At 63.1% G+C, this 23,316-nt stretch carries 18 protein-coding genes; 7 read left to right on the top strand and 11 right to left on the bottom strand.

Annotated elements, in window-relative coordinates; all coding sequences use genetic code 11:
- Positions 1–10: 10 nt before the first annotated feature.
- From sat to pdhA, 6 genes are all read right to left on the bottom strand, one after another.
- The gene (gene sat, locus NF78_RS06740; RefSeq protein ID WP_035985439.1) at positions 11–1,192 is read right to left on the bottom strand and encodes a sulfate adenylyltransferase; all 1,182 of its coding nucleotides are present in this window, start codon (positions 1,190–1,192) and stop codon (positions 11–13) included.
- 204 nt (positions 1,193–1,396) lie between these two features.
- A complete protein-coding gene (locus NF78_RS06735) occupies positions 1,397–1,768 on the bottom strand; it encodes a hypothetical protein (protein ID WP_035985438.1) in 372 nt (123 codons plus the stop codon).
- 11 nt (positions 1,769–1,779) lie between these two features.
- Entirely contained in the window at positions 1,780–2,751 is a 972-nt protein-coding gene (gene secF, locus NF78_RS06730) for a protein translocase subunit SecF (RefSeq protein ID WP_035985437.1), read from the bottom strand.
- 8 nt (positions 2,752–2,759) lie between these two features.
- The gene (gene secD / locus NF78_RS06725; RefSeq protein WP_318655450.1) at positions 2,760–4,160 is read right to left on the bottom strand and encodes a protein translocase subunit SecD; all 1,401 of its coding nucleotides are present in this window, start codon (positions 4,158–4,160) and stop codon (positions 2,760–2,762) included.
- A gap of 153 nt (positions 4,161–4,313) precedes the next feature.
- On the bottom strand, positions 4,314–5,297 hold the full coding sequence (locus NF78_RS06720; protein ID WP_035985436.1) for an alpha-ketoacid dehydrogenase subunit beta: 984 nt from the start codon (positions 5,295–5,297) through the stop codon (positions 4,314–4,316).
- A 206-nt stretch (positions 5,298–5,503) separates the two neighbouring features.
- Positions 5,504–6,532 carry a pyruvate dehydrogenase (acetyl-transferring) E1 component subunit alpha gene (gene pdhA / locus NF78_RS06715; RefSeq protein WP_035985435.1) on the bottom strand — a complete coding sequence of 343 codons (1,029 nt, stop codon included), beginning with the start codon at positions 6,530–6,532 and terminating at the stop codon, positions 5,504–5,506.
- 617 nt (positions 6,533–7,149) lie between these two features.
- Between pdhA and NF78_RS06710 the strand changes: the two genes are divergently transcribed.
- The 6 genes from NF78_RS06710 to NF78_RS06685 all read left to right on the top strand — a co-directional run bounded on the left by NF78_RS06710 (position 7,150) and on the right by NF78_RS06685 (position 14,880).
- Positions 7,150–9,642: an IMS domain-containing protein gene (locus NF78_RS06710; protein WP_035985434.1), complete on the top strand. Its 2,493-nt coding sequence runs from the start codon at positions 7,150–7,152 to the stop codon at positions 9,640–9,642.
- A gap of 203 nt (positions 9,643–9,845) precedes the next feature.
- Entirely contained in the window at positions 9,846–10,451 is a 606-nt protein-coding gene (locus NF78_RS06705; RefSeq protein WP_035985433.1) for a DUF3038 domain-containing protein, read from the top strand.
- Entirely contained in the window at positions 10,448–11,854 is a 1,407-nt protein-coding gene (locus NF78_RS06700; protein WP_035985432.1) for a DUF4335 domain-containing protein, read from the top strand. Before NF78_RS06705 ends, NF78_RS06700 begins: the two co-directional genes overlap by 4 nt.
- Before the next feature lie 79 nt (positions 11,855–11,933).
- Positions 11,934–12,986, top strand: a complete 1,053-nt coding sequence (locus tag NF78_RS06695) for an OmpA family protein (protein WP_156119676.1) — start codon at positions 11,934–11,936, stop codon at positions 12,984–12,986.
- 3 nt (positions 12,987–12,989) lie between these two features.
- Entirely contained in the window at positions 12,990–13,991 is a 1,002-nt protein-coding gene (fmt, locus tag NF78_RS06690; protein WP_035985430.1) for a methionyl-tRNA formyltransferase, read from the top strand.
- 73 nt (positions 13,992–14,064) lie between these two features.
- On the top strand, positions 14,065–14,880 hold the full coding sequence (locus NF78_RS06685; RefSeq protein WP_035985429.1) for a queuosine precursor transporter: 816 nt from the start codon (positions 14,065–14,067) through the stop codon (positions 14,878–14,880).
- 150 nt (positions 14,881–15,030) lie between these two features.
- On the opposite strand, the gene NF78_RS06680 is transcribed toward NF78_RS06685, so the two are convergent.
- From NF78_RS06680 to NF78_RS06665, 4 genes are all read right to left on the bottom strand, one after another.
- On the bottom strand, positions 15,031–16,983 hold the full coding sequence (locus NF78_RS06680) for a CHASE2 domain-containing protein (RefSeq protein ID WP_052049910.1): 1,953 nt from the start codon (positions 16,981–16,983) through the stop codon (positions 15,031–15,033).
- A gap of 175 nt (positions 16,984–17,158) precedes the next feature.
- Positions 17,159–18,262, bottom strand: coding sequence for a hypothetical protein (locus NF78_RS28085; RefSeq protein WP_225885241.1), 1,104 nt, complete (start codon positions 18,260–18,262; stop codon positions 17,159–17,161).
- A 166-nt stretch (positions 18,263–18,428) separates the two neighbouring features.
- A complete protein-coding gene (locus NF78_RS06670) occupies positions 18,429–18,734 on the bottom strand; it encodes a hypothetical protein (RefSeq protein WP_035985428.1) in 306 nt (101 codons plus the stop codon).
- The gene (locus tag NF78_RS06665; RefSeq protein ID WP_156119675.1) at positions 18,731–20,134 is read right to left on the bottom strand and encodes an NAD(P)/FAD-dependent oxidoreductase; all 1,404 of its coding nucleotides are present in this window, start codon (positions 20,132–20,134) and stop codon (positions 18,731–18,733) included. Before NF78_RS06665 ends, NF78_RS06670 begins: the two co-directional genes overlap by 4 nt.
- 365 nt (positions 20,135–20,499) lie before the next feature.
- Here NF78_RS06665 and NF78_RS06660 point away from each other — a divergent pair, with 365 nt between their 5' ends.
- Positions 20,500–22,311 (top strand): aspartate kinase, encoded by a 1,812-nt coding sequence (locus tag NF78_RS06660; protein WP_035985427.1) that lies wholly within the window; start codon positions 20,500–20,502, stop codon positions 22,309–22,311.
- A 590-nt stretch (positions 22,312–22,901) separates the two neighbouring features.
- Here the strand turns inward: NF78_RS06660 and NF78_RS06655 are convergent.
- On the bottom strand, positions 22,902–23,243 hold the full coding sequence (locus NF78_RS06655) for a DUF1815 family protein (RefSeq protein ID WP_035985426.1): 342 nt from the start codon (positions 23,241–23,243) through the stop codon (positions 22,902–22,904).
- Positions 23,244–23,316 lie beyond the last annotated feature (73 nt).

The following is a 23,316-nucleotide window of genomic DNA, read 5'->3' as shown; positions in this document are numbered from 1 at the left end:
AGCGTTGACCTTAGCCGATGGCCTCGGGAACCCGCATGGCCTTGGCCAGCTCCGCCGCCACTTCGGGTCGAGAAAACTCCGGCGGGGGTAGCTCGCCTCGACGCAGCATCTCCCGAACTTTGGTGCCCGAGAGGTGAATCCGCTCGTCTTTGGTGCTAGGGCTGGTTTTAGAGGTGGCCATGCCCCCGGTGCGGGTGCAGTAAAAGGCGTGCTCAAACTTCATGGGCACAATGCCCAACTCCGTGGGTTCAAACTCATCGAAGATGTGTTGAGCGTCGTAGGTGCCGTAGTAGTCGCCCACCCCAGCGTGGTCACGGCCCACAATAAAGTGGGTGCAGCCATAGTTCTTGCGGATCAGCGCGTGGAATATCGCTTCCCTAGGCCCAGCGTACCGCATTGCGGAAGGATTGATCGCAAGAATTACCCGGTCCTGCGGGAAGTAGTGCTCGACCATGATCTCGTAGCAGCGCATGCGCACGTCGGCGGGAATGTCGTCGGATTTGGTCGCCCCCACCAGCGGGTGCAAAAACAGGCCGTCTACGGTCTCCAGGGCGCACTTCTGAATGTATTCGTGGGCGCGGTGGATGGGGTTGCGGGTCTGAAAGCCAACCACGGTCTTCCAGTTGCGATCGCGGAACATGGCCCGCGAAGCGGCCGGGTCAATCTGGTAGGTGGGGAACAGGGGATGGGGATCGCGCTGCAGCAGCCACACCGGACCGGCCAGGTTCACTGCGCCCTGGTCGTAGACCACCTTGACGCCGGGGTGCTGTTCGTCGTCGGTGCGGTAGACGTTCAGGGCTTCGCGGGTTTTGTCGTAGGTATACTTTTCCTCCAGCTCCAGGACGCCCACAAAGCGTCCGCTGGGGTCATCCAGACGCACCAGGCTGCCCTCCTTCAGAGGGGCGGCGATCGCCTCACTGACCGACAGCGTCACCGGAATTGCCCAGGGCAGGCCGCTGGCCAAGCGCATGTCGGTCACCACCGGGTCGTAGTCAGCCTTGTGCATAAAGCCGCTCAGGGGGCTGAACCCACCGATGGCAATCATCACCAGGTCAGAAAAGGCGCGCTCGTCCAGGCTCACCCGTGGTAGGGCATCGGCCTGGCTGAGGAACTGAGCGCTTTGGTCGGGTGTGGCCAGGCGATTGACCAGGGTGCCGCCGTGGGGGGCAATTCCGTCTGTTTGTAAAGTCATTGAGATACCGCTGCCTTCTGCTGTTGATGTAACGGGGACGCTGTGGCCCTGGGCCAGTCCCCACCGGGCCAGAACAACTCCGGTTTCCCACCGGGGAATCGGGGTTATTCGCCTTGTTCTATGAAATTACATCTTGGTAACAATGTCACCTGAATCGCGCCCCGCGATCGCATCCAGACCGGCAAACCTGGACCAGATCTGGGCTCAGCCGCGGTGGATCTGTCGCCAGAGGGGGTGCGACGGGCCCTGGGCGGCGATGCGATCGCGCAGTTGCTCCAGCCGCTGACGCTCGGCCAAGGTCATGCCCCACAGCAGGTAGCGACTTTCGGCGATTAGCAGCGCCACGGTCAGTCCCACGCACAGCCCCAGCCCCACCGCTGCCGGACGGTTGTAGGCCAGGCCCAGCCGCACCGTAGCCCAGGTAAAGTGCTGCCGCAGCTGCAGAATCTCGGGGCGCAGGCTCCAGAGGCTCAGGGGGGCCACCGTCAGCCACAGCAGGCCGCTGACGATCCACCAGCGGCGCAGCACGATCGCCCGCAGACGCTCTAGCGGTTCAGGATAGGTGGGGCTACCCATAACGCCGTCTCCTAGGCCTGGGTCTCGGGCTGGGGGGCGGCGTCATCGGGCTCGCCGCTGTAGGCCTGGCCGGTGCGCTCTCGCCACAGGGCCAGCAGCGAACTGGCCACAAAGATACTGGAGTAAGACCCCGCTACAAACCCCAGGATCAGGGCCAGGGCAAAGTATTTCAGGGTCTGACCGCCAAAGATAAAAATGGCCAGCAACGGCAGGATTGTCGTCAGGGAGGTGTTGATGGAGCGAGTCAGGGTCTGGTTGACGGCGCTGTCGACCACGTCGTTGATGTGGCTGCCGGGGTTGAGCTTGAGATTTTCGCGCACGCGATCGTAGATTACCACCGTGTCGTTGACCGAGAAGCCCACAATCGTCAGCAGCGAGACAATAAACAGGCTGTCGACCTCAATCCCCAGCAGCAGGCCCAGCAGGGCAAATACCCCGCAGGTGATAATGACATCGTGGGCCAGGGCCAGAATGGCCAAGATCGCGTAGTCCAGCTTAAACCGCAGGCTGAGGTAGGCCACTATGCCCGCAAAGGACACCAGCAGCGCCAGCAGGCCCGACACCAGCAGCTGTTGACCAATTACCGGCCCTACCGTATCGATCTGGGTCGAGCTGTTGTCAAAGGGGCCAATCGCCTCGTCGAGGGCGGCTTGCAGGGCGGTGCGCTCGTCCACATCCAGGTTGCGGCTGCGGACCGAGAGTACCTGCTGCTCGTCGCCCAGCACCTGCAGACTGCTGGAGTCAAGCCCCTGCTGCCCCAGCACCTGCCGCACCTGGCCCAGATCGATCCCATCGGTGCAGGTGTCGGTGACGGCACAGGCGCGAGTGAGCTGCAGGCGGGTGCCGCCAGCAAAGTCGAGCCCTGGGCGCAGGGGAGCCCCAAACTGCTGCCACGAGATCGCCATGGCCACCAGACTGGCCAGCACCAGAGCCCCCGAAATGGCCCACCAGAGACCGCGCTGCTGAATAATGTTGAGCTTCATAGGCACTCCTAGGGGCGAACGGGGTTGGGGCGAGCGGGGTCTAGACCGGGGCAAAAGAGGCTGGGCCGCCGAAACTGGGGCAGGCTAATGGCTAAAAACATCAGGGTGCGGGTGCAGGTCAGGGCGGTGAACATGCTAATCAGTACCCCGATCCCCAGGGTGAGGGCAAAGCCTCTGACCAGGCCGGCGCCAAAGTAAAACAAAGCCAGGCAGGAGATCAGCGTGGTGACGTTGCCGTCCAAAATACTTGAGAATGCTCGGAAAAAGCCCGATTCGACGGAGCGATAGAGGGTTTTGTCCGACCGTAGCTCCTCCCGGGTGCGCTCAAAGATCAGCACGTTGGCATCCACCGCCATGCCAATGCTGAGAATGAACCCGGCGATGCCCGGCAGGGTCAGGGTGACCCCCAGCAGGTTAAAAGCGGCCCAGGTCAGCAGGGCGTAGACAATCAGCGCGATATTGGCCAGCAGGCCGGGCAGTCGGTAGTAGACCGCCATGAACACCAGCACCAGCACCAGGCCCGCTAGACCGGCGTAGAGGCTGCGCTGAATGCTATCGCGGCCCAGGGTGGGGCCAACGGTGCGGTTTTCCACCACTTCCACCGGCAGGGGCAGAGCCCCGCCCCGCAGCTGAATGGCCAGCTCGTTGGCCGACTGGGCGTTGAAGCTGCCCGAGATCTCGGCCCCGCCCCCGGTGATCCCGGTCTCGGCGTACTGAACGTTGACCTGGGGGGCGCTGAGCAGGCGATTGTCCAGGAAGATGCCGATGCCTCGCCCCGTCCCGGCGATCGCCCGGGTGATCTCGGCAAATTCGTTGCCGCCCTCGTTGTTGAAGCGGATGGAGACCACCCAGCGACCGGCGCTGTCGGTACCCGCGATCGCGTCGGTCAACTGGTCGCCGCCCAGAGTGCTGGGCTCAAACAGATCGGCAATGGCGGCTTCGCTACCGGCAATGTCGGCCTGCAGGCGATCGATGCGGGTTTGGGTCTCAGGCTCAATGGCCAATCCCTGGGGCAGCGCGGCCTGGAGGGCGGCCAGCTCTCCCAGGTGGCCCTGCAGGATCTGATTTTCAATCTGGAGCTGTTGCTCGGTACCCGCTCGCTGGGCGCGAAACTCCAGCTGAGCCGTGCCGCCCAGCACCCGCTCGGCCTGCTGGGGATCGCTGACGCCGGGCAACTGCACCAGTAGCTGGTTGTTGCCCACCACCTGCACCACTGCCTCCGACACCCCCAGGCCGTTGACTCGGCCTTCGACGACGCTTTTCACCGTCTCCAGGTCCCGTTCGGTAATCGTGGGGTGAGCCTCTGTCGGCAGCACCTGAATGGTGAGCTGGGAGCCGCCGCGCAGATCTAGCCCCAGACGGGTGGGGAGTTGGGTGATGATCACCACCGCGGCGATGGTGAGTGCCAAAATAACCCCTAGCCAAGCTCGATATTTTGCCATTGCGGTTGCTGCGGTGTGGGTGCGGGCGGGGATCGGGATCCCTGGAAACATCCCTGGGAAAGTGAATAGGGATGGCTGTCCGTGGACAGCGGGAGCAGGGGGGCAATGCCCACCCTACGGCTAAACCTTGAGGGCGACCATGTTTTCGACGGCGGCCTCGATCTGTTTGGGCTGCACGATGGTCAGTGTCTCTAGCTTACCGTTGTAGGGGGTGGGAATGTCCTGGGAGGACAGGCGCACGACCGGGGCATCGAGCTCGTCAAAGTAGCGATCGTTAATTGAGGCAATGATTTCAGCGCCGATGCCGCCAGTTTTCATGCACTCCTCCACAATAATCACCCGGTGGGTCTTTTGGATGGAGGGGCCGATGGTGTCGAAGTCGAGGGGCTTGAGGGAGATTAAATCGATCACCTCCGGGTCGATGCCTTTTTTCTCCAGTCCCTTCACCGCCTGCATGACGTGGTGGCGCATGCGCGAGTAGGTCAGAATCGTGACATCCTTACCGGGCCGCACGATCTCGGCTTTGTCGAGGGGGACGATGTACTCGTGGTTGGGCAGGTCTTCCTTGAGGTTGTAGAGCAGCACGTGCTCAAAGAACAGCACCGGGTTGTCATCGCGGATGGCGGCCTTGAGCAATCCCTTGGCGTTGTAGGGGGTGGAGCAGGCGACAATTTTGAGCCCCGGCACCGCCTGGAAGTAGGCCTCCAGCCGCTGGGAGTGCTCGGCCCCCAGTTGGCGACCCACTCCACCGGGGCCGCGAATCACCATGGGAATTTTGAAGTTGCCGCCGCTGGTATAGCGCAGCATGCCCGCGTTGTTGGCAATTTGATTGAAGGCCAGCAGCAAAAAGCCCATGTTCATGCCCTCGATGATCGGGCGCAGGCCGGTCATCGCCGCCCCTACGGCCATACCGGTGAAGCTGTTCTCGGCGATCGGGGTGTCGAGCACGCGCAGCTCACCGTACTTGTCGTAGAGGTCCTTGGTGACCTTGTAGGAGCCGCCGTAGACGCCCACGTCTTCGCCCAGCACAAAGACGGTGTTGTCGCGGCCCATCTCTTCGTCGATGGCCTCGCGGAGAGCGTTGAATAGGAGGGTTTCTGCCATGGGTGAATGTTAGGGGGTGAATGGGTGGATGGGTAGGCGGGTGGATGGGTGGGGGTAGGGTGCAATCGCGGCTAGCTACCCTGGGCAACTCTCAGATCAACGTCGTGCCGCAATGCACCGTCCAGGCCACATCGGTAGCTACAGGGTGGGCACTGCCCACCAAGTCAACAGGCTGACTTTCTAGGGATTGCTCTGGTCGGGCTCGATCAATCCTCAGCGAAGATGTACTTGTAGAGATCGTCGGGGCTGGGTTCAGGGCTGTCCTCGGCGAAGGTGAGGGCGTCGTCGATGCGGGTCTGGATGCGATCGCGCACTTCCTTCAAAGCCCCCTCGTCGGCCAGGTTGTGCTCCAGCAGGTAGGCCTCGAACCGCTTGATTGGGTCGCGGGCCAGCCAGGTCTCTTTCTCGGCCTTGGAGCGCAGCTCGTCGGGGTCCGCCAGGGAGTGGCCTCGGAAGCGGTAGGTGAGGCATTCGATCAGGGTGGGGCCTTCGCCGGCCCGGGCCCGGGCGATCGCCTCCTGAGCCACGGCCCGCACGGCCATCACGTCCATGCCGTCTACCTCAACGCCGGGCATGCCAAACACCGAGGCTTTTTTGTAGATCTCCGGCTGGGAGGTGGCCCGCTCGTGGGCCATGCCGATCGCCCACTTGTTGTTTTCCACCACAAATAAAATCGGCAGCTTCCACAGGGCCGCCATATTCAGGCACTCGAAGAACTGGCCGTTGTTGCTGGTGCCATCGCCAAAGAAGCAGGCGGTCACCTGGTCGGCGCTGGCGTCGCCGAGGGCGTCGCGGCGGTAGCGGGACTGGAACGCCGCCCCCAGGGCCACGGGAATGCCTTCGCCGATGAAGGCAAAGCCCCCCAGCAGGTTATGCTCGCTGGAAAACAGGTGCATGGACCCGCCCCGGCCCTTGCTGCAGCCGGTCTCTTTGCCAAACAGCTCGGCCATTACGTTTTTGGCGGGCACCCCGGAGCTGAGGGCGTGAACGTGATCCCGGTAGGTGCTGCACACGTAGTCGTCGGCGCGCAGGGACTTGATCACACCGCTAGAAACCGCTTCCTGACCGTTGTAGAGGTGCACAAACCCGAACATTTTGCCCCGATAGTACATCTCGGCGCACTTGTCTTCGAAGTAGCGCCCCAGGACCATATCTTCGTAGAGCACCAGCCCGTCTTCTGGGGAGATCTGGGCCGGTGGAGCCTGAAATTGGGGTAATGTCCGTTCTTGAACCATGGGTGTGCTGGGTCCTACGCCGCGATGTCCAACATTTGACTATACCGAAAAGTATCCCCCCTGGGCAGAGGCCAGGCCAAGATACGCTCTCCATCATACCGAGTGGGCCAACCCGGCAACGGTGTCTGGCGCTGCAGGAGGCCGCATCGTGCTGGGCTGCAAGGGGCTGAATTGGGCACCATCGAGGCTGGCCCAGTGGGCACGGCTGAATAACCCATCAGAATCTTTCACTTAATCTTTAATTTAGTTAGTTCACTAAATGAGTTCACCAAATGGTTTACCGGCGGGGCCACGGTCCAGGACGACGGCGGCAGACGTGTGTTATAAACTTCACTTTTGCTCTGATTTTGAGGTAAACGCGATAGGGTGTAGCTATTTCGCCAGCCCACCTCGGGTCCCTGGCGAAAGACTGAAGGGTTGGGCCAGCAGAGATGCCTGCTGGGCTAAGCGGTCTGGGGGCCGGGCCGATGGGCAAAACCGGGGGGAACCGTTGGCTAACCGAGGAGGAAAACTGGAATTTGGCTGCTGGGGGCGGTCAAAGATCGGCGGCTTGAGCAGTCCGTAATAAATCTTTTTGGATACTATTTCGAGTGAATTCGCTGTTGGGGACGTGAGCTGTGCAAATTCCGTTAGACTACTACCGAATTCTGGGGTTGCCGATCCAGGCGACTGCCGACCAGCTAGCCCAGGCCCACCGCGATCGCGGCCTGCAGCTACCCCGCCGCGAATTTTCGGCTACCGCTATCGAGGCCCGCAAGCAGCTCATTGACGAGGCCTACGCCGTCTTGTCCGACCGCGATCGCCGCCGCGACTACGACAGCAAGTTTCTCGCCAGCGCCTACACCGTCGATATGGCCCCCGAGCCCCTGCCCCAGGGACGCACAGCCGGGCTGGAGGTGAGCGCTGACGTGGGGGAGGCCGCACTCAGATCGCTGGCCACCGAGCCCGGCGGCAGCGAAGCCCAGAGTTCCAAAATCGAAATTGAATCGGACCAGCTGGTGGGAGCGCTGCTGCTGCTGCTGGAACTGGGGGAATACGAGCAGGTGCTGCAGCTGGGTCAGCCCCAGCTCAGCAACCCCTACGCCAACGGCGGCATGGCTACTCCACCCCCCGCCCAGGACGATGTCGTGCTCTCCCTGGCCCTGGCCTGTCTGGAGCTGGGCCGGGAGCAGTGGCAGCAGCGCCAGTACGAAATTGCGGCGGAATCTTTGCAGACGGGCCACGAGCTGCTGGCCCGGGGCAATCACTTCCCCGCCATTCGGGCCGAAATTCAGACCGAGCTGTACAAGCTGCGCCCTTACCGGATTCTGGAGCTGCTGGCCCGCCCCCTTGACCAGACCCGCGAGCGCCGTCAGGGGCTCAAGCTGCTCAAGGCCATGCTCGAAGACCGGGGCGGCATTGAGGGCAGCGATGACGATCTCTCCGGGCTGGCGATCGACGACTTTCTGCGCTTTATTCAGCAGCTGCGCGACTACCTCACCGCCTCTGAGCAGCAGGAGCTGTTTGAGCACGAAGCCCGCCGCCCGTCCCCGGTGGCCACCTACCTAACTGTCTATGCCCTGCTGGCTCGGGGCTTTGCCCGGCATCAGCCCGCCCTGGTGCGGCGGGCCAAGCAGCTGCTGCTGCGGCTGGGCAGCCAGCAGGATGTCCACCTGGAGCAGGCGGTCTGCGCCCTGCTGCTGGGCCAGACTGAGGAGGCCAACCGCGCCCTGGAACTGAGCCAGGAGTATGAACCCCTGGCCTACATTCGTGAGCACTCCCGCCAGTCGCCCGACCTGCTGCCGGGGCTATGTCTGTACGCGGAGCGCTGGCTCAAGGATGAGCTGTTTCCCCACTTCCGCGACTTCAAGGATCAGGACGCGACGCTCAAGGACTACTTCGCCGACGCCCAGGTGCAGGCCTACCTGGAGACGATGCCCACCGGACCCGGTCCGGCGGAACCGCACCTATCCCAGCCCGGGGCACCGGGGCTGGGGGGGCAGTTTTCGGGGGCGGCACCGGGGCAGGCTAACCCATTCCCAAGCGCCCCTCAGTTCCCCACCATTGAGGGGTCGCTGCCCATCGGTGCGCCCTCTATGCCGGCCCCGCCGGCTCGCCGCAGTGCGCCACCTCCAGACCGCTACGATGGCGGCTACGGCGGCAGCGGTTACAGCAGCCCTGGCAGCCCTAGCAACAATGGCAACGGCACCTACCCACCCGCTGCTCCTGCGGCCCCCAGTCGCCCTCGCCGCGATCGCCCCCCTCGTCCCCAGGCCGGGACCGATCGGGCTGAACCCGCTGACGCCAGGGCGGCTGGATTCGAGCTGCCGGGCGAGGACGACCTGTCGGTGGCCGAGCGGGTCGCCCAGCTCTCTCCCGAGGGCCGCATGACGGCGGCGGACAGTCGCGAGGCTGCCAGTCCTCCCCCCAATCCCCCGCGCCGAACCACGATCGCGGCGGTCGATACAGCCCTGGCTCCTGGTCAGGCCCTGTCGCCAGCGATGGCGGCCGGATCGCGCGATCGCCGCTCTAGCTCTACCCCGCGCTGGGGACGGCTGGCCCTGGTGGGGGCGGCGGGCATTGTTGGCATCGGCATTTTGGGCTTTGGCACCATGCGGGCGCTGGGGTGGGTCACCTCAGCCTTCAGCGGCCCCAGAATCTCGGGGCAGCCCCTGGCCATTCGGGTGGATCAGCCGGCCTTTGAAATCCCCGAAGCGCCACCGGCCCCGGCTGAGATCGGCGTTAACGATATGGCGGCCCGGGTCATCAATGAGTGGCTGGCGACCAAACGAGCCGCGCTGGGCAAAGACTACCAGGGCGATCGCCTCGACGACATTCTGCTGGAGCCGGTGCTCACCCAGTGGGCTCGCCGCGCCGATGCCGCCGCCGCCGAGAACTGGTACTGGGAGTATGAGCATACCGTTGAGGTGGAGTCGGTCAGCCCCGATGACCCCACCGCCGACGAACTCCAGGCGATCGCTCGGGTTTCTGAAAGGGCTCGGTTGTTTGAGTACGGCGTCGAAAATGTCGGTGCGGCCTACGACGACACCCTGCGAATGCAGTACGACCTGGTGCGCCAGGATGGCCGGTGGTTTGTCAGAGGCATGACCAAGCTAGCCGACGCCAATTAGGGAACTTGTCGGGTAGAGACCCATCAAAAAGAGAGCGGGGCAGATGGATAGTCAATGCTGGCTGACCAGCAGAATGAACCACCTGGATGCCCCCGGCCAATGCCATCTGCCCCCAGCGAAGCCCGAGGTTCGGCAATTTCTCCGGACGGACGGGGCCCAACTGTGTTTTGATAGAATGCTGTTTGTATTAATTCCAGAGCTGAATGCCAGTCAACAGTCCGCCCGTTTCCCCGCCGCCCCTGGTGCTCGACACCCTGAGCAACCCGGGGCTGCCCAACGATGAGTGCCCCCGTCGGGCGCGCATTCACCTCGATTTGCTGCTGCTGGCGATCGAGGCCCTCGACCTGGGTGGGGGCGAGGCGATGCTAGCCATCTCTCGGGAGCTGGCTCTGGAGGGCCTGGTGAAGGGCCGGGTACACCTTTGGCTGCTGCGGGGTACCAACCCCATGCGCCGCTACAGCCAGCGCCGTCCCCTCCAGATTGAAGAGGCCAAAGCCCTGGTAATCATTATTTGCACCCTGACGCGGCGGCTGACGGTGCTGGTGAGGCAGCTGTTGGTAGGCTATCAGCAGCTGAACGACAAGCAGCTCTCACCCCAGCACCACTTTCGCCTCGCCGACTACCTGAGCCGCTTTCGCAGCCACTTTCGAGCCCGCATGAACCCCCGTCGGGCTGGGGTAATTGCCTACAGCACCGACGAAAAACTCGATCAGCTGGCGATTCAGCTGTTGCAGCAACTGCTGCTGTGCTCGGGGGTGCTTGGCCCCCAGCGGCTCTGGAGTAGCCTGTTTGACGGAGAAGTATCATGACCGTTCAACGGCAGTACACCCTGCCCCACTGCAACCTGGTTTTAGAGGGGCTGAGCGCCGACGCCAACGACCCGCTCTCGCCTCTGGCGGTGCTGATGAATGCGGAATGTCATCTGCCTGGCGCCAGCGACGCCACCCTGACCGGGGGGCGCGAGTTCCTGGACAGCCTGGTGGCGGCGGTCAGTCGCTACGGTCAGCAGTTGCTCAGCGGCGTGCCCAGTCCTGCCCCGGCCGGGCCGGGGCAGCCCACGGTAGAGGTAAAGCCCGGCGAAGGGGGCTATCACCATCTGCTGGTGCATCAGCAGCCCCTGGGCGAACCGCTCAGCGACATCAACGCTCAGCCGCCCCTGGATGTCAAACTGACCACGGTGCAGTTCTACGACCTGATGGAAGCGGTCGATCAGCTGCTGGCCGATACCCAAACCCTGCCTGACCTCACAGCCCAGTTTCAGGCGGTGTCGCGGCGGTTGGTGCAGCCCACCGAGCCCATCGCCCAGCGGGCCGCGCCAGCTGCCCTGGGTGCAGCGGTGCTGGCCGCCGCCGGGTTGGCCCTGTTCTTTGTACCCCCGCCCGAGTTTGAACCCACTCGGCCCGAGTCCGAGTCATCTGCCCCGGCAGAGTCGGGCACCAACCCCCTGGAAACGGCTCCCGGCGCTGGGGTAGAACCGGTAGTTGACACCACTGAGTCCGCTGCCGCTGGGGTCGACCTGGAGCGTCTGGAGGCGGCTCCGGCCATTACCGATGCCGCTACCCTGGCCCTGCTGCGCTCAGATCTGGCCCGTCGCCTGGAAGAGAACTGGACCGATGCCCCCCGCCCCAGCGGCGATCTGGCCTACCGGGTGATGGTTTCCGAGGATGGCGATATTCTGGGCTACAAGTACGACAGTGACCTGGCCCTGGCCGAGGTTGACAACACCCCCCTGCCGCAGCTCACCTTTGTCCCCGTCGATGGGGCCGAGCCGGTGCGGGAGCGGGTGGCCCAGTTCATCGCCACGTTTACCCCCGCTGGGCAGGTCTTGGTGGAGCCGACCAGTGCCCCAACGGCGGCCCCAGCCGGAACCTCCACCGGGGCTACGGCGGCGACTCTGCCCCCCCTGGAAAACAAAATCGCCGACGGCGATCGCATTCGCGCCCTCAACGGCACCCTCTACGACGACATTCTGGCCGAGCTAGGCCCCCTGTCGGCCAGTGAAGACCTGCGGTTTCGGGTGCGGCTGACCGATGCGGGCGAGGTGGTGGGCTACGAGCCGATCAACGCCGCCGCTGGCCTGCTGGCGCGGGAGACCCCGCTGCCGGGCCTGGTGACAGCTCCCGAGGGCGATCGCAATCAGGCCGACTTTCAGGTAGTGTTCACTCAGGGCGGCGTGTTACAGGTCAGCCCGTGGGATGGCTGGCCCCAGTGAGGCCAGCCCAGTTCCAGGGTCGTCCCAATTCCCGTTTGGACTCAGCGCCGCTAGCCCATGTCTTGAGCCCAGAGATGCTATGGCTGACGCTCCCGATCTGCCACCGCCAACAACCGATTCACCCCCGGCGGGTGGCTCTGGCCCCGTTCCCCCAGCGCCAGTCGCCCCGGCTGCCGTTGTCTCTCCCCCCAAGCCGCGCTCTGGCCTGGGGGCCAGTCTCCACGCTCTGTGGACGCTGGTGGTGCGGCTACTCCTGCTGGGGGTTGGCGTCAGTGCTGGCTGGTTGGCTGGTATGGCAGTGGCCCAGTTTTTCCCGGCCCGCAACCCAGAACCGCCGCTGACGGAGGTGGTCCTGCGCCAGGGCAGCCAGACCCGGCAGAAGCTACAGCGATTGCCCCAGTGGTGGCGAGGGGAGGACGCCGTGGGGTTATCGACCCCGGTGGGGACGGCGGCCCCAGAACCTCTGATCGAAGCTCCTGCGGCCGCCCCTACCGAGCCCGATGCGCCGGGGACGGCTGCGAACGGCCTGGGCCAGGACCTAGCCAGCCTGCGCCAGGATCTGGCCAGCCTCGAAACCCGTCTGGGGGAACTGGAAACCAGCCTGGACCTTCCGTCTACTGGCAGCCTCAGCGAGCGCCTGGAGCGCCTCGACCAGCGCCTTGGGGAGGAGGACGAGACGGCTGAGGCGGAAACCCCTGCGGCCGCTAGCCAGCCCCCGGTGGTGGAGGCGTCGCCCCCGACCGCGGCGGTGCCCTACCAGGAGCCGCAGTTTCCGCTGGTGCGCGATCGCATTGTCCTGCCCAGTGCCCTGCTGTTTGAGCCCGGCAGCAGCATTCTCACCCCCGCCGGACAGCAGCTGCTCGACACCATTGCGCCCGACCTGCGCCGCTACGGCGTCGCTACCCTGCTGGTGGGCAGCCACACCGATAGCACCGCCGCCCCTGAGGCCACCAGCCAGCTCACCCTACAGCAGTCGCTGGCGGTGCAGCAGTATCTGGCCCCTCAGCTGGAGGGCAGCGGCAGCCGCTGGGTGGCGGTGGGCTACGGCAGCACCCGCCCCCTGGTCACCGCCGCAGGCGCTAACCCGTCGCGCAATCAGCGCGTTGAAATTGGCATTGTGCCCGGCAGATAACCTATGCGCCTTGTGTTTTTTGGTACGCCTCAGTTTGCGGTGCCCAGCCTCCAGCGGCTGCTGGCCGAGCCAGGGTTTGAGGTGGCCGCCGTGGTCACCCAGCCCGATCGCCGCCGGGGGCGCGGCAGCCGGGTCGAGCCCTCCCCAGTCAAGCAGGCGGCGGTCGACTGCCCGGTGTTCCAGCCCCTTCGGATCAAAAAAGACGAAGCTACCCTCACCGCCTTGGAGGCGATTCAGGCCGATGCCTTTGTGGTGGTGGCCTACGGCCAGCTGCTCTCGGCCCGCATTCTGAATATGCCCCGACTGGGCTGTATCAACGGCCACGGGTCGCTGCTGCCCGCCTACCGGGGGGCAGCCCCCATTCAGTGGTGCATCGTCAACGGCGATCGCGCCACCGGCATGACCACCATGCAGATGAACCTGGGCATGGATACCGGTGACATGCTGCTCAAGTCGCACCTACCCATCGGTCTGCTGGACACCGCTGCAGAGGTGGCGATCGCGCTGTCTCTGCAGTGCGCCGACCTACTGGTAGAGACCCTGCACGGGCTGCAGGCCGGTACCCTCCGTCCAGAACCCCAGGACGACGCCCTGGCTACCCACGCGCCCCTGATTCAAAAAGAAGATTTTGAGCTGGACTGGGGCAAAGCGGCGATCGCGCTCCACAACCAGGTGCGCGGCTTTTTCCCCAACGGCGTCACGACCTTTCGAGGTCAGCCGCTCAAGGTCATGGCCACAGCGCCCCTGGGAGAATCCTACTGGACAGAGCTGCCTCCTGATCTCGTCGCCCTGCGGCCGGCCGCCGATGCCCTGGCGGCTGACGCCGCCCAGCCAGGTGCTCCTCCCGGCACCCTGGTGGGCTGGCTCAAGGGCCAGGGGCCGGTGGTGCAAACAGGCGATGGGCTGCTGCTGCTGCGTCAGGTCAAGCCCAGCGGTAAACCGGCCCAGTCGGGGGCCGATTTCGTCAACGGCAGCCGTCTGCAGATTGGGGAATTGCTGGGCTAAATCGCGGAGTCGCAAAATCAGTTGGTAAGCTGGGGAAGATTCGTCAATCTTTCTTTAGAGAGAATCTCCAGCGATGAAAGCAGAGCCTTTAACGACGGTGGCCTCTGGCCAGGTGCCAGAGTATTTGCAAAATCGGCGCGAAACAGTGTTTTTGGTGCTTTCTGGACTATTTCTTGGCACCCTGGGCATGCTGAACATTCTCAGCATCAGCCGCTTTGTCAATGTGTTTACCTGGGGCGACTTTGCCGTCACAGTAGCGGTGGGAGTGCTGCCCTACCCGCTCACCTTTCTCTGCACCGACTTGATCTCAGAACTCTACGGCAAGGAACGGGCCAATCAGGTGGTGTGGGTAGGGCTATTGCTCAATGTCTGGGTGCTCTTTATCGTCTGGCTGGGGGGCCTGCTGCCTGGCTTTGAACCCACTGACCCCGCTACGGGCGCACTGGTCCGCGATGCCGCAGGACGCCTGCCGGTATTCTTTGAAATTCGCAACCTCACCTTTGGTGCCGTAGGGGCCTCCATGGCGGCCTACCTGACGGCCCAGTTTGTCGATGTCTACCTGTTTCACTTTTGGAAAGACCTGACGAACGGCAAGCACCTGTGGCTGCGCAACAACGGCTCTACCCTGGTTAGCCAACTCGTCGATACGACAGCTGTGGTGCTCATCACCCATTTTATTGCCGGGGCATTGCCCATTGAAGCGGGGCAGGAACTCTGGCCGCAACTGATTCGGTTTATCGGTTACGGCTATGTGTTTAAGCTGGTGGCGGCCCTGCTCGACACCGGGCCGTTTTACCTCTGCGTGTTTTGGCTGTCGAGCTATCTGGGTCTAGAGTCCCCTGTCCCAAAGCCTAAACGCCCTCGCCTGGGCAGTCGGGGGCAGAGTTGAGCGATGAAGGGGATTGCCGATACCTTTTGCCAATACCTATAGCGGTGACTATTTTGTCTTCGGCCTTGAGCGATTTGGCGGGTTGTTCGGCAAACCTTTGCCGCCAAAATTGCCTGCCCTGGCAAAATCTGGTGGCGGGTGGCGATCGCGCTATCCCGCCGTTTGGGAACGAGTGGGAACGGTGATGGCCTTGGGCTGGCTGAGGTGCTGGACCAGATCCGTTTGCACCTGGTGGTAGAGCTCATTGCTTTCGCCCTTGAGGGCGATCACGCCGTACACCTGCACCGCCTCCTGCTCGCGTCCGGCCAGAACGTGGGTGCCGTGGTCTACGGTGACAATATGGTCTTTGACCAGATCGTAGCAGGGCTGGGTAATCAAAATATCCGTGCCGATTAGCTTGGTCAGCCCCTCGATGCGGCTGGCGACATTGACAGTGTCGCCAATGGCGGTGTACTCCAGCCGCTGCACCGACCCCACGTTCCCCACTACCAGTTCGCCGTAGCTGATGCCGATGCCGTTGAACAGGGGCGGTAGCCCCTGGGCTTCTAGACGGACCCGCAGCGCCGCCAGGGCCCTACGCATGGCCAGGGCAGCGGAAACGGCCCCCAGGGCATCCTGCTCTGGCCCCAGGGATTTGGGTGCGCCAAACTCGGCCATTACCGCGTCGCCAATGAACTTGTCGATGGTGCCCCGGTATTTCAGAATGGCATCCACCATCTCGTTGAGGTAGGTGTTGAGCAGGCTGACGGTCTCTTCGGCCCCGAGCTGGTAGGAAATGCGGCTAAAGCCGCGAATGTCCGAAAATAGCACCGCCGCCTGAAACCGCTGGCCTACGGTGAGGCTGGTGAAGTCTTCGGGCTGGTTGAGAATCTCCTGGGCCACCGACGGGGCGACGTAGCGCTCCAGGGTGCGGCGCAGGCGCTGTTCCTCCAGTCGGTTGCTGACGGCCCCGGTGGCGATGTAGGTGATGCCGCCCATGCCCAGGCAGGCGACGGGAATGGCCACCGGCATCAGGCGATCGCGGTGCACCATCAGCAGGTAAGCCAGGGCGCCCCAGGCGGCGATCGCCGCCAAAAAGCCCGCCAGCCTGGGAACCGGCTGGGTCAGTCGATAGCCCAGCCCCAGCCCGATCGCACCGATGGCGATCGCCGTCAGCAGTCCCTGGGCGACCGGATTGGGCAGGGCCGCACCGAGGGTTCTGTCCTCCATCAGCCCGGCCAGGGCATGGGCATGAATTTCAACCCCCGGCATTCGGTTGTCGATGGGGGTGCGTTTGCGGTCCTGAAACGACTCGGCCATCGGGCCAATCAGTACAATCTTGCCTTCAAACTGGTCGGCAACCAGGGGCCAGTTGATGGGGTCAAGCACCTGCACAAACGACACCACCGGAAACGTTCCCGCCGGGCCGTAGAAAAAGAGGTCCTGACCGGGGCGCACTGGGGGGGGATAGTCAGCGGCGGCCAAGGTCGCCCTGGCCAGGGAGGGCAGGGTATCGCCAAAGCCGTGGGTCTCTCGCAGGGTGGCGATGCCGCGATCGGGAAAGGCGCGGTACTTACCGTCCACATCGGCTTCCAGGTTGATCAACCCCACCTGGGCCGGGCTGCTGTAGATCGGCTCCAGCAGACTGGTAAACAGGCCAAAGTCACTGCTCGACACATCGTAGGCGGCGGCCAGGGCGACGCGATCGCCCCAGCGGGCCAGGGTGGCCTCCAGGGCAGCATCGTCGTCGGGGCCGTAGCCGCTGGGGTCCACCAGCAGCACATCCAGGGAAACCGCCTTCGCCCCAGCGGCCATCAGCTGCTCGATCGCCTGGGCGTAGGCCTGCCGTCGCCAGGGCCAGATCGCCAGCGGGGCCAAGAAGGGGTAGCGCTGGGGATCGGCTCGGTACAGGGCGCCCTGGGTGAGCGAGTATTCGTCAATGCCCAGGATCACGATTTCGTCGGGCGCAGGCACCGGCCCCCGCAGCCGCAGCAAAAACGACTGGGCCTGCCCCTCAATCAGCGCGATCCACGGATGCTGGGAAGCCAGGGCGATCGCCCCAAACACGGCCCAGCTCACCATCAGCCCGTGCCCCAGCTGAAACAGGCGGCGGTAGGATCTCACGGCATCTCTCTCCTGGCGTCATAGCCCATCCTAGGGCCTGTCCTGCATTCTGGCTAAAACCCGGTTACCATCAGGGGTGCCATGCCCGACCCAGATGTCAGGCTAGGGGCTGTAACCGTTAATGCTTGGGCCTGCAAAGGCCAGTTGATGCCAGCCCCTAGAACGATGGCAGCCCCTAGAACGGGAAGGGAAAGCGAATTGGTGGACTGGGAATCTGTGGCATCCAGTAGAGGGGCAAGGGCACCCCAGGGAACAGCTGCTCAAAGGAGCGCCGCAGATTGGCCATCCCCGGTATTTCCAGCGCAAAGCCCCGGATTAACGGACCTTCCAGGAGTTGAATAAAATCCTCTGGCGACAGGGAAAGAATCACGGCCTGGTTGTCCTCAGCCCGGATAATCACCTGCTGGCCCTCGGCGATCGTCAGGGCGTCCGCCTCTGTAAAGGGGACGGTTTCTCCCTCCCCACTGCCCATCGGGAGTTCGGTTGTTGGGTCCATGTCGTTGGGCAGTGACGTATCTTGCTTGAGCCTCAGCTGAGCTGCCACTAGCTGCCCCTGGGGAGGGTTCCCTGTGGCGGGGCCGGTCGGTGGAACAAAGGGATCAGGCGTCGGCTCAAAGCCGGGACCCTCCGGTGCCGGGGAAGTAGGATCGCTGCCCGGACCAGGGGTGGCGGGCGACTCCATGGGGTTGATGAAGGGCACTACCGGGTCGGTGCGAGGCACCACCGGGTCCAGGGATGGATCGAGGGGATTAAAATCGTCGGCCCTTGGGTCAACGGTGACTGGGTTGGGGTTGCGCTCGACCACCACCTCGCCTTCAAACACCTGAATGATGGTTTCCCCAGCCTCTGTCACTTCAAGGGTATAGATCGTGCCGCGCACCCCGGCCACGGTGGAGGTGGAGCAGCCGTTGAGGGTGCCGTTGACCAGCAGCGTGCCCCGGTCGAGTTGGGCACACTGACCCACCACCAAACTGGAGTTATGGGCCAGGCGAGCAACCGCCCCAGTGCTAAATCGCAGCGAGGTGCGGGCAGCCCGAGTTCTCACCTGCTGCCGCTGCTGAGCCACGCTATTGACCTGGGCTGTGCGGTTCTGAATATAGACCTGGTTGCTGTCTAGAATTTCGGTGACGGTGGCGGCAGCGTTGGTCTGCGCCGCGGCCCTAGAGCCCGGCGTAGCCAGCAGCAGGCTGACCGCCAGGGTTGTCCCCATCAGCCCTACAAATCGTCGCCAACGGTTGATAGACCTAAACTGGAACCCCTGTAGCCAAGAAGACGCCATCATAACTCCCACTGACTGGCCTGTTAGGATCTATACACAGGCAGCATCCCCAATTCAGCAGAAATTGCGAAACTTTATCAGTAATTGATGGCCCGAGATCGGCGTGGGGCGACTGAGCAAATTGTCTTTTCCCTTAGGTGGAAACCCACTCGCCCCCAGCGGAGGGCTAGCTAAACACGTCGGGTTGGTCATTGTCGTGCACTCGGCCCAAGTGGGGCAGGGCAGCCGCCACCGCCTCCGGTGAATCAAAAATCCTTTGGAGCAGATCGTAGGCGTCCAGCGGCTGCCCTGTTTGGGTGGAAATCTGGTGGGCGTAGTAGCGCACCTGGGCCATAATCCGGGGCTCAGCCTGACGCAGGTACATGCACAGACAGGCCCGTGCCTGGGCCTCTGGATCGCGCCCTAGGAAGAAGGCCATCGCCGCCAGCAGATGGCTTTCATAGTCGGGCAGCGCTTGGGGGTTGGGGGTCATAACGGATCGCCCGCCGCCGTCACCTCGACTTTCTCAATCACCTTCTCGGTAATCAGTCTGGAGCCCTGCTTGCGGGTCAGGTAGTTGGCCCCCCACTGGGTCATCACCATCAGCTTGTTGTCAAATTCAATCAGGTAAAAGATGTGCACAAACAGCCACACAAACCAGGCCGGAAAGCCGGTGAGCTTGGCCCAGGGCAGATTGACCACAGCGGCGTGGCGACCAATCACCGCCAGGCTGCCGGTGTCTTTGTACTCAAAGGGAGGCAGAGGTTCGTTTTGGAGTCGCTTTTGAATCAGCCGGGCTACGTACTTGCCCTCCTGCATGGCCACGGGGGCAACGCCGGGCAGGGGGCGATCCCCCTGGTGGGCAAAGTGGGCCAGATCGCCCACGACAAAAATGTTGGGGTGGGTGGGCAGGCTGAGGTCGTTGCTAACGATGACGCGGCCCGAGCGATCGCGCTCTGCTCCGGTGCGATCGGCCAGCAGACCCCCCATGCCGGGGTCGCGCACCCCGGCCGCCCACAACACCGTGCCCGCCTGTAGGGTGTGAATCTGATCGCCCTGCCGCAGGGTAATCTCATGGCCCTGAATATCGGTCACCAGGGACTGAGTCAACACCTCAACCCCCAGTTTCTCCAGGTCGGCTTGGGCGCGGGCCGACAACTCCGGCGGAAAGGGTGGCAGCACCCGATCCATCCCTTCGATCAACAGAACGCGGCTGGCGGTGGTGTCAATGTGCCGAAAGTCGTTGCGCAGGGTGTGGTAGGCCAGCTCCGCCAGGGACCCGGCCAGTTCCACTCCGGTGGGGCCACCGCCAACAATCACGAAGGTGAGCAGGCTCTGCTTGAGGGCAGGGTCACTGGTATTTTCTGCCTTTTCAAAGGCCGCAAAAATGCGCCGACGCATTTCTAACGCGTCCTCCACGGTTTTGAGGCCGGGGGCAACATCGGCCCAGTCGTCGCGGCCAAAGTAGAAGTGGCTCATGCCCGTGGCCACAATCAGGCTGTCGTAGGGAATGGTGCGGCCATCCTTGAGGTTCACCCGCTGCTGCTCGGGGTCGATATCGACCACTTCACCCATCAGCACCCGGGTATTCTTTTGGGCGCTCAGTACGCCGCGCAGGGGAGAGGCGATATCCCCAGGGGAGAGTCCGCCCATTGCCACCTGGTACAGCAGCGGCTGAAACAGGTGAAAGTTGCGCTTGTCGATCAGGGTTACTTCTACATCGGCCCGCCCCAGATGCTGAGCTGCATAGAGGCCGCCAAAGCCACCTCCAATAATGACCACCTGGGGCTTGCCAGGGGTAACCGGCGGCACTTCAAGGGTGGAACCCGGGTCTTCAAGAACCACGTTGGAAGCCATAGCGGTGGAGTCGAGGGGACGTTGGACGGTCTGCATGACAATACTGGGGAGGCGGGTTGTTACTTTTCGTTATAAAACACAATACCGCTAAATACTGTGTTCTATGCTATATCCCTTCAACCCGGCTATGGCTTGACCAAGATTGGGTCAAGCTGCTCCTGGGGGTGTTGAAGGCAGGGGCCGGGCTGGTAGAGTGAAAGATTAGGTTTTGGTACCCGCTGTAGCCCTTCCCTGCGATCAAACCGCTGTAGGTGTTGCGCTGGAGCAGTGCTGGAGTGGTGGTATAAGACTAAAATTTGGAGAGCTCTACTCCAAGTCCCGCTTCCTGAAAACCAGGGTGGCCAGGCCACCATACCGTCGGGAAGGACCTGACCCTCGCAGGGAGGCAAACGATAGTAACTATGGCGCTGATTGTACAGAAATATGGGGGCACCTCCGTAGGCACCGTGGAGCGGATTCAGGCGGTCGCCCAGCGGGTGAAGGCGACGGTAGAGGCGGGCAACTCGGTGGTGGTGGTGGTGTCGGCCATGGGCAAGACCACCGACGGCCTGGTCAAGCTGGCCGCCGACATCACCAGCCAGCCCAGCCGCCGCGAGATGGATATGCTGCTATCAACCGGCGAGCAGGTCTCGATTGCGCTGCTGACCATGGCCCTGCACGCCCAGGGGCAGGAGGCGATCTCGCTGACCGGGGCTCAGGTGGGCATTGTCACCGAGGCCGAGCACACCCGCGCCCGGATTCTGAAGATCAAAACCGATCGCCTACAGCGCCACCTCAGCGAAGGCAAAGTGATTGTGGTGGCGGGGTTTCAGGGCATTAGTCAGACCTCTGATCTTGAAATTACTACCCTGGGTCGGGGCGGCTCTGACACGTCGGCGGTGGCCCTGGCAGCGGCCCTGTCGGCAGAAAAGTGCGAAATCTATACTGATGTGCCCGGCATTCTGACTACTGATCCCCGCCTGGTGCCCGAGGCCCAGCTGATGGAGGAGATCACCAGCGACGAAATGCTGGAGCTGGCCAGCCTGGGCGCGAAAGTGCTGCACCCCCGAGCGGTGGAGATTGCCCGCAACTACGGTGTCACTCTGGTGGTGCGATCGAGCTGGACCGATGAACCGGGCACCCGCGTGATTTCGCCCCGACCCCAGCCGCGCCCGCTGGAAGGGCTGGAGCTGGCCCAGCCGGTAGACGCCGTTGAGTTTGACACCGACCAGGCCAAGGTGGCGCTGCTGCGCATTCCCGATCGCCCCGGCATTGCCGCCCGCCTGTTTGGAGAACTGGCTACCCAATCGCTCAACGTTGACTTAATCATTCAATCCATCCACGAGGGCAACACCAACGACATCGCCTTCACCATGGTGAAGGCCAATCTGACCAAGGCCGAGGCGGTGGCCGAGGCGATTGGCCCGGCCCTGCGCAGCAACCCCACCGACACCACCCAGGCTGAGGTGATGGTCGACCAGCGAATGGCCAAAATCAGCATTGCTGGGGCGGGTATGATTGGCCGACCGGGGGTGGCCGCCAAGATGTTTTCGTCCCTGGCGGCGGCGGGCATCAATATTCAGCTGATCTCTACCTCGGAGGTGAAGGTGAGCTGCACCATTGATGTCGATGACTGCGATCGCGCCATTGCCGTCCTGTGCGAGGCCTTTGAGGTCACCTCATCGCCTGTGCCCCAGGGCAACTCGCCCCAGGCCACTGCCCCGGCCCCCGAGGTGCGGGGGGCGGCCCTCGATATCAAGCAGGCCCGCGTGGCCATCCGCCACGTGCCCGATCGCCCCGGGATGGCGGCCAAGATCTTTCAGCTGCTGGCCACCCACGGCGTCAGCGTTGACATGATCATCCAGTCCCAGCGCTGTCGTCTGGTCAATGGCCAGGCCACCCGCGACATTGCCTTTACCGTGGCCCAGGCCGATGCCCAAACCGCCAAGGCTCTAGTCGAGGCGGCCGCCGCCGACCTGGGCTTTGGGGATGTGGCGGTGGATGAGGCGATCGCCAAGGTCAGCGTGGTGGGCACCGGTATGATCTACGCCCCCGGTGTGGCCGCCCGCATGTTCAAGGCGCTGTCGGAACAGGGCATTAACCTGCAGATGATCGCTACGTCCGAGATCAAAATTAGCTGCGTGGTGGCCGAGGCCGAGGGCGTTACGGCCCTGCGGGCGGTGCACAACGCCTTTGGGCTGGCCGGACTAGAGCGCACGGTAGTACCGGCTTAGGCCTGGTACTGGGCTGACCTGGCGATCGTAAACCCCACTGACCTACCTGTTTAGCGTGACCCTCTTTAGCGCAATGGGAGCGTAATGGGTTTTGTCGCTGGGTGGAGCGGAGCGTAACCCAGCAGCAGTCAGCCAGGTTGGATTCTGCTAGAGCGTCGGTACAGTACTTGGTTTGCAGCGAGGCTAGGGGTATGCGAGCCACAACTGCGGCGCTAAGCCCAAGGTGCTACTGGGGCCATGTCGCTGGTCCCAGACCCCCGTCGACCAGGGGCGTTCCGCCGCCCTGGACCCGACGGAAAGGAGCGATCGATCATCGGTTTAAACCTTTGTGCTGCCAAGGAATCGGTAGGGCTCTGTAGACCCTGCGGTGGCAGACTCTGCGGTGGCAAATTGGAGATCGCAGCCATACTGAACCGGTGCTCTAGCGTGCTACCCAACCGACAAATTCAGGCCTGACAGAGGATTAAGGCTATAAACCGAAAAAACACCGACAGTTGCCAGCGGTGCGTGTTTCCCCTCAGGGGGGAAGGTGGTGTTTGTGGTGGTGATTGTGAAACTGTGGGCTCTGGCGGTCTATGGTTGCCGCAGAGCTAGACCTTAGCCGTTGCGGTTTCTTGCCCAAGGGGCTGAATGCGGAACTTGACCAGGTTGGCCAACTCCTGCAGCTGGTGAATGGCTTCAGCCCCCTCCAGCTTCATCAGTTCGCGATCGTCGCGCATTTCGGTCCAGGTGATGCCGTAGTCGGACACCAAAAAGCGAATCAGGTGATCGTCGCCCAGGCTAACCATGAAAGATGCGCTGTTAAGCTGACCACCGCAGGTATAGCAGGATGCCAGATAGCCCATGCCCTCAAGCACTGTGGCCAGTGCCTGAAGGTTCATGACCAGATCCCTAACAAATTGACGGTGCTGCTCGGCTAAGCGGACAAACATAACGACACTCCTCGTTACCCATAGAGATTGTAGCCTAAAAATTAATTAATTCTTAAGATGCAGGCTAAGGTGC

The organism is Leptolyngbya sp. KIOST-1 (assembly GCF_000763385.1).
Classification (GTDB): domain Bacteria; phylum Cyanobacteriota; class Cyanobacteriia; order Phormidesmidales; family Phormidesmidaceae; genus Nodosilinea.
The sequence above is the reverse complement of the archived record's forward strand: the minus strand, read 5'-3'. Positions and strand labels throughout refer to the sequence as shown.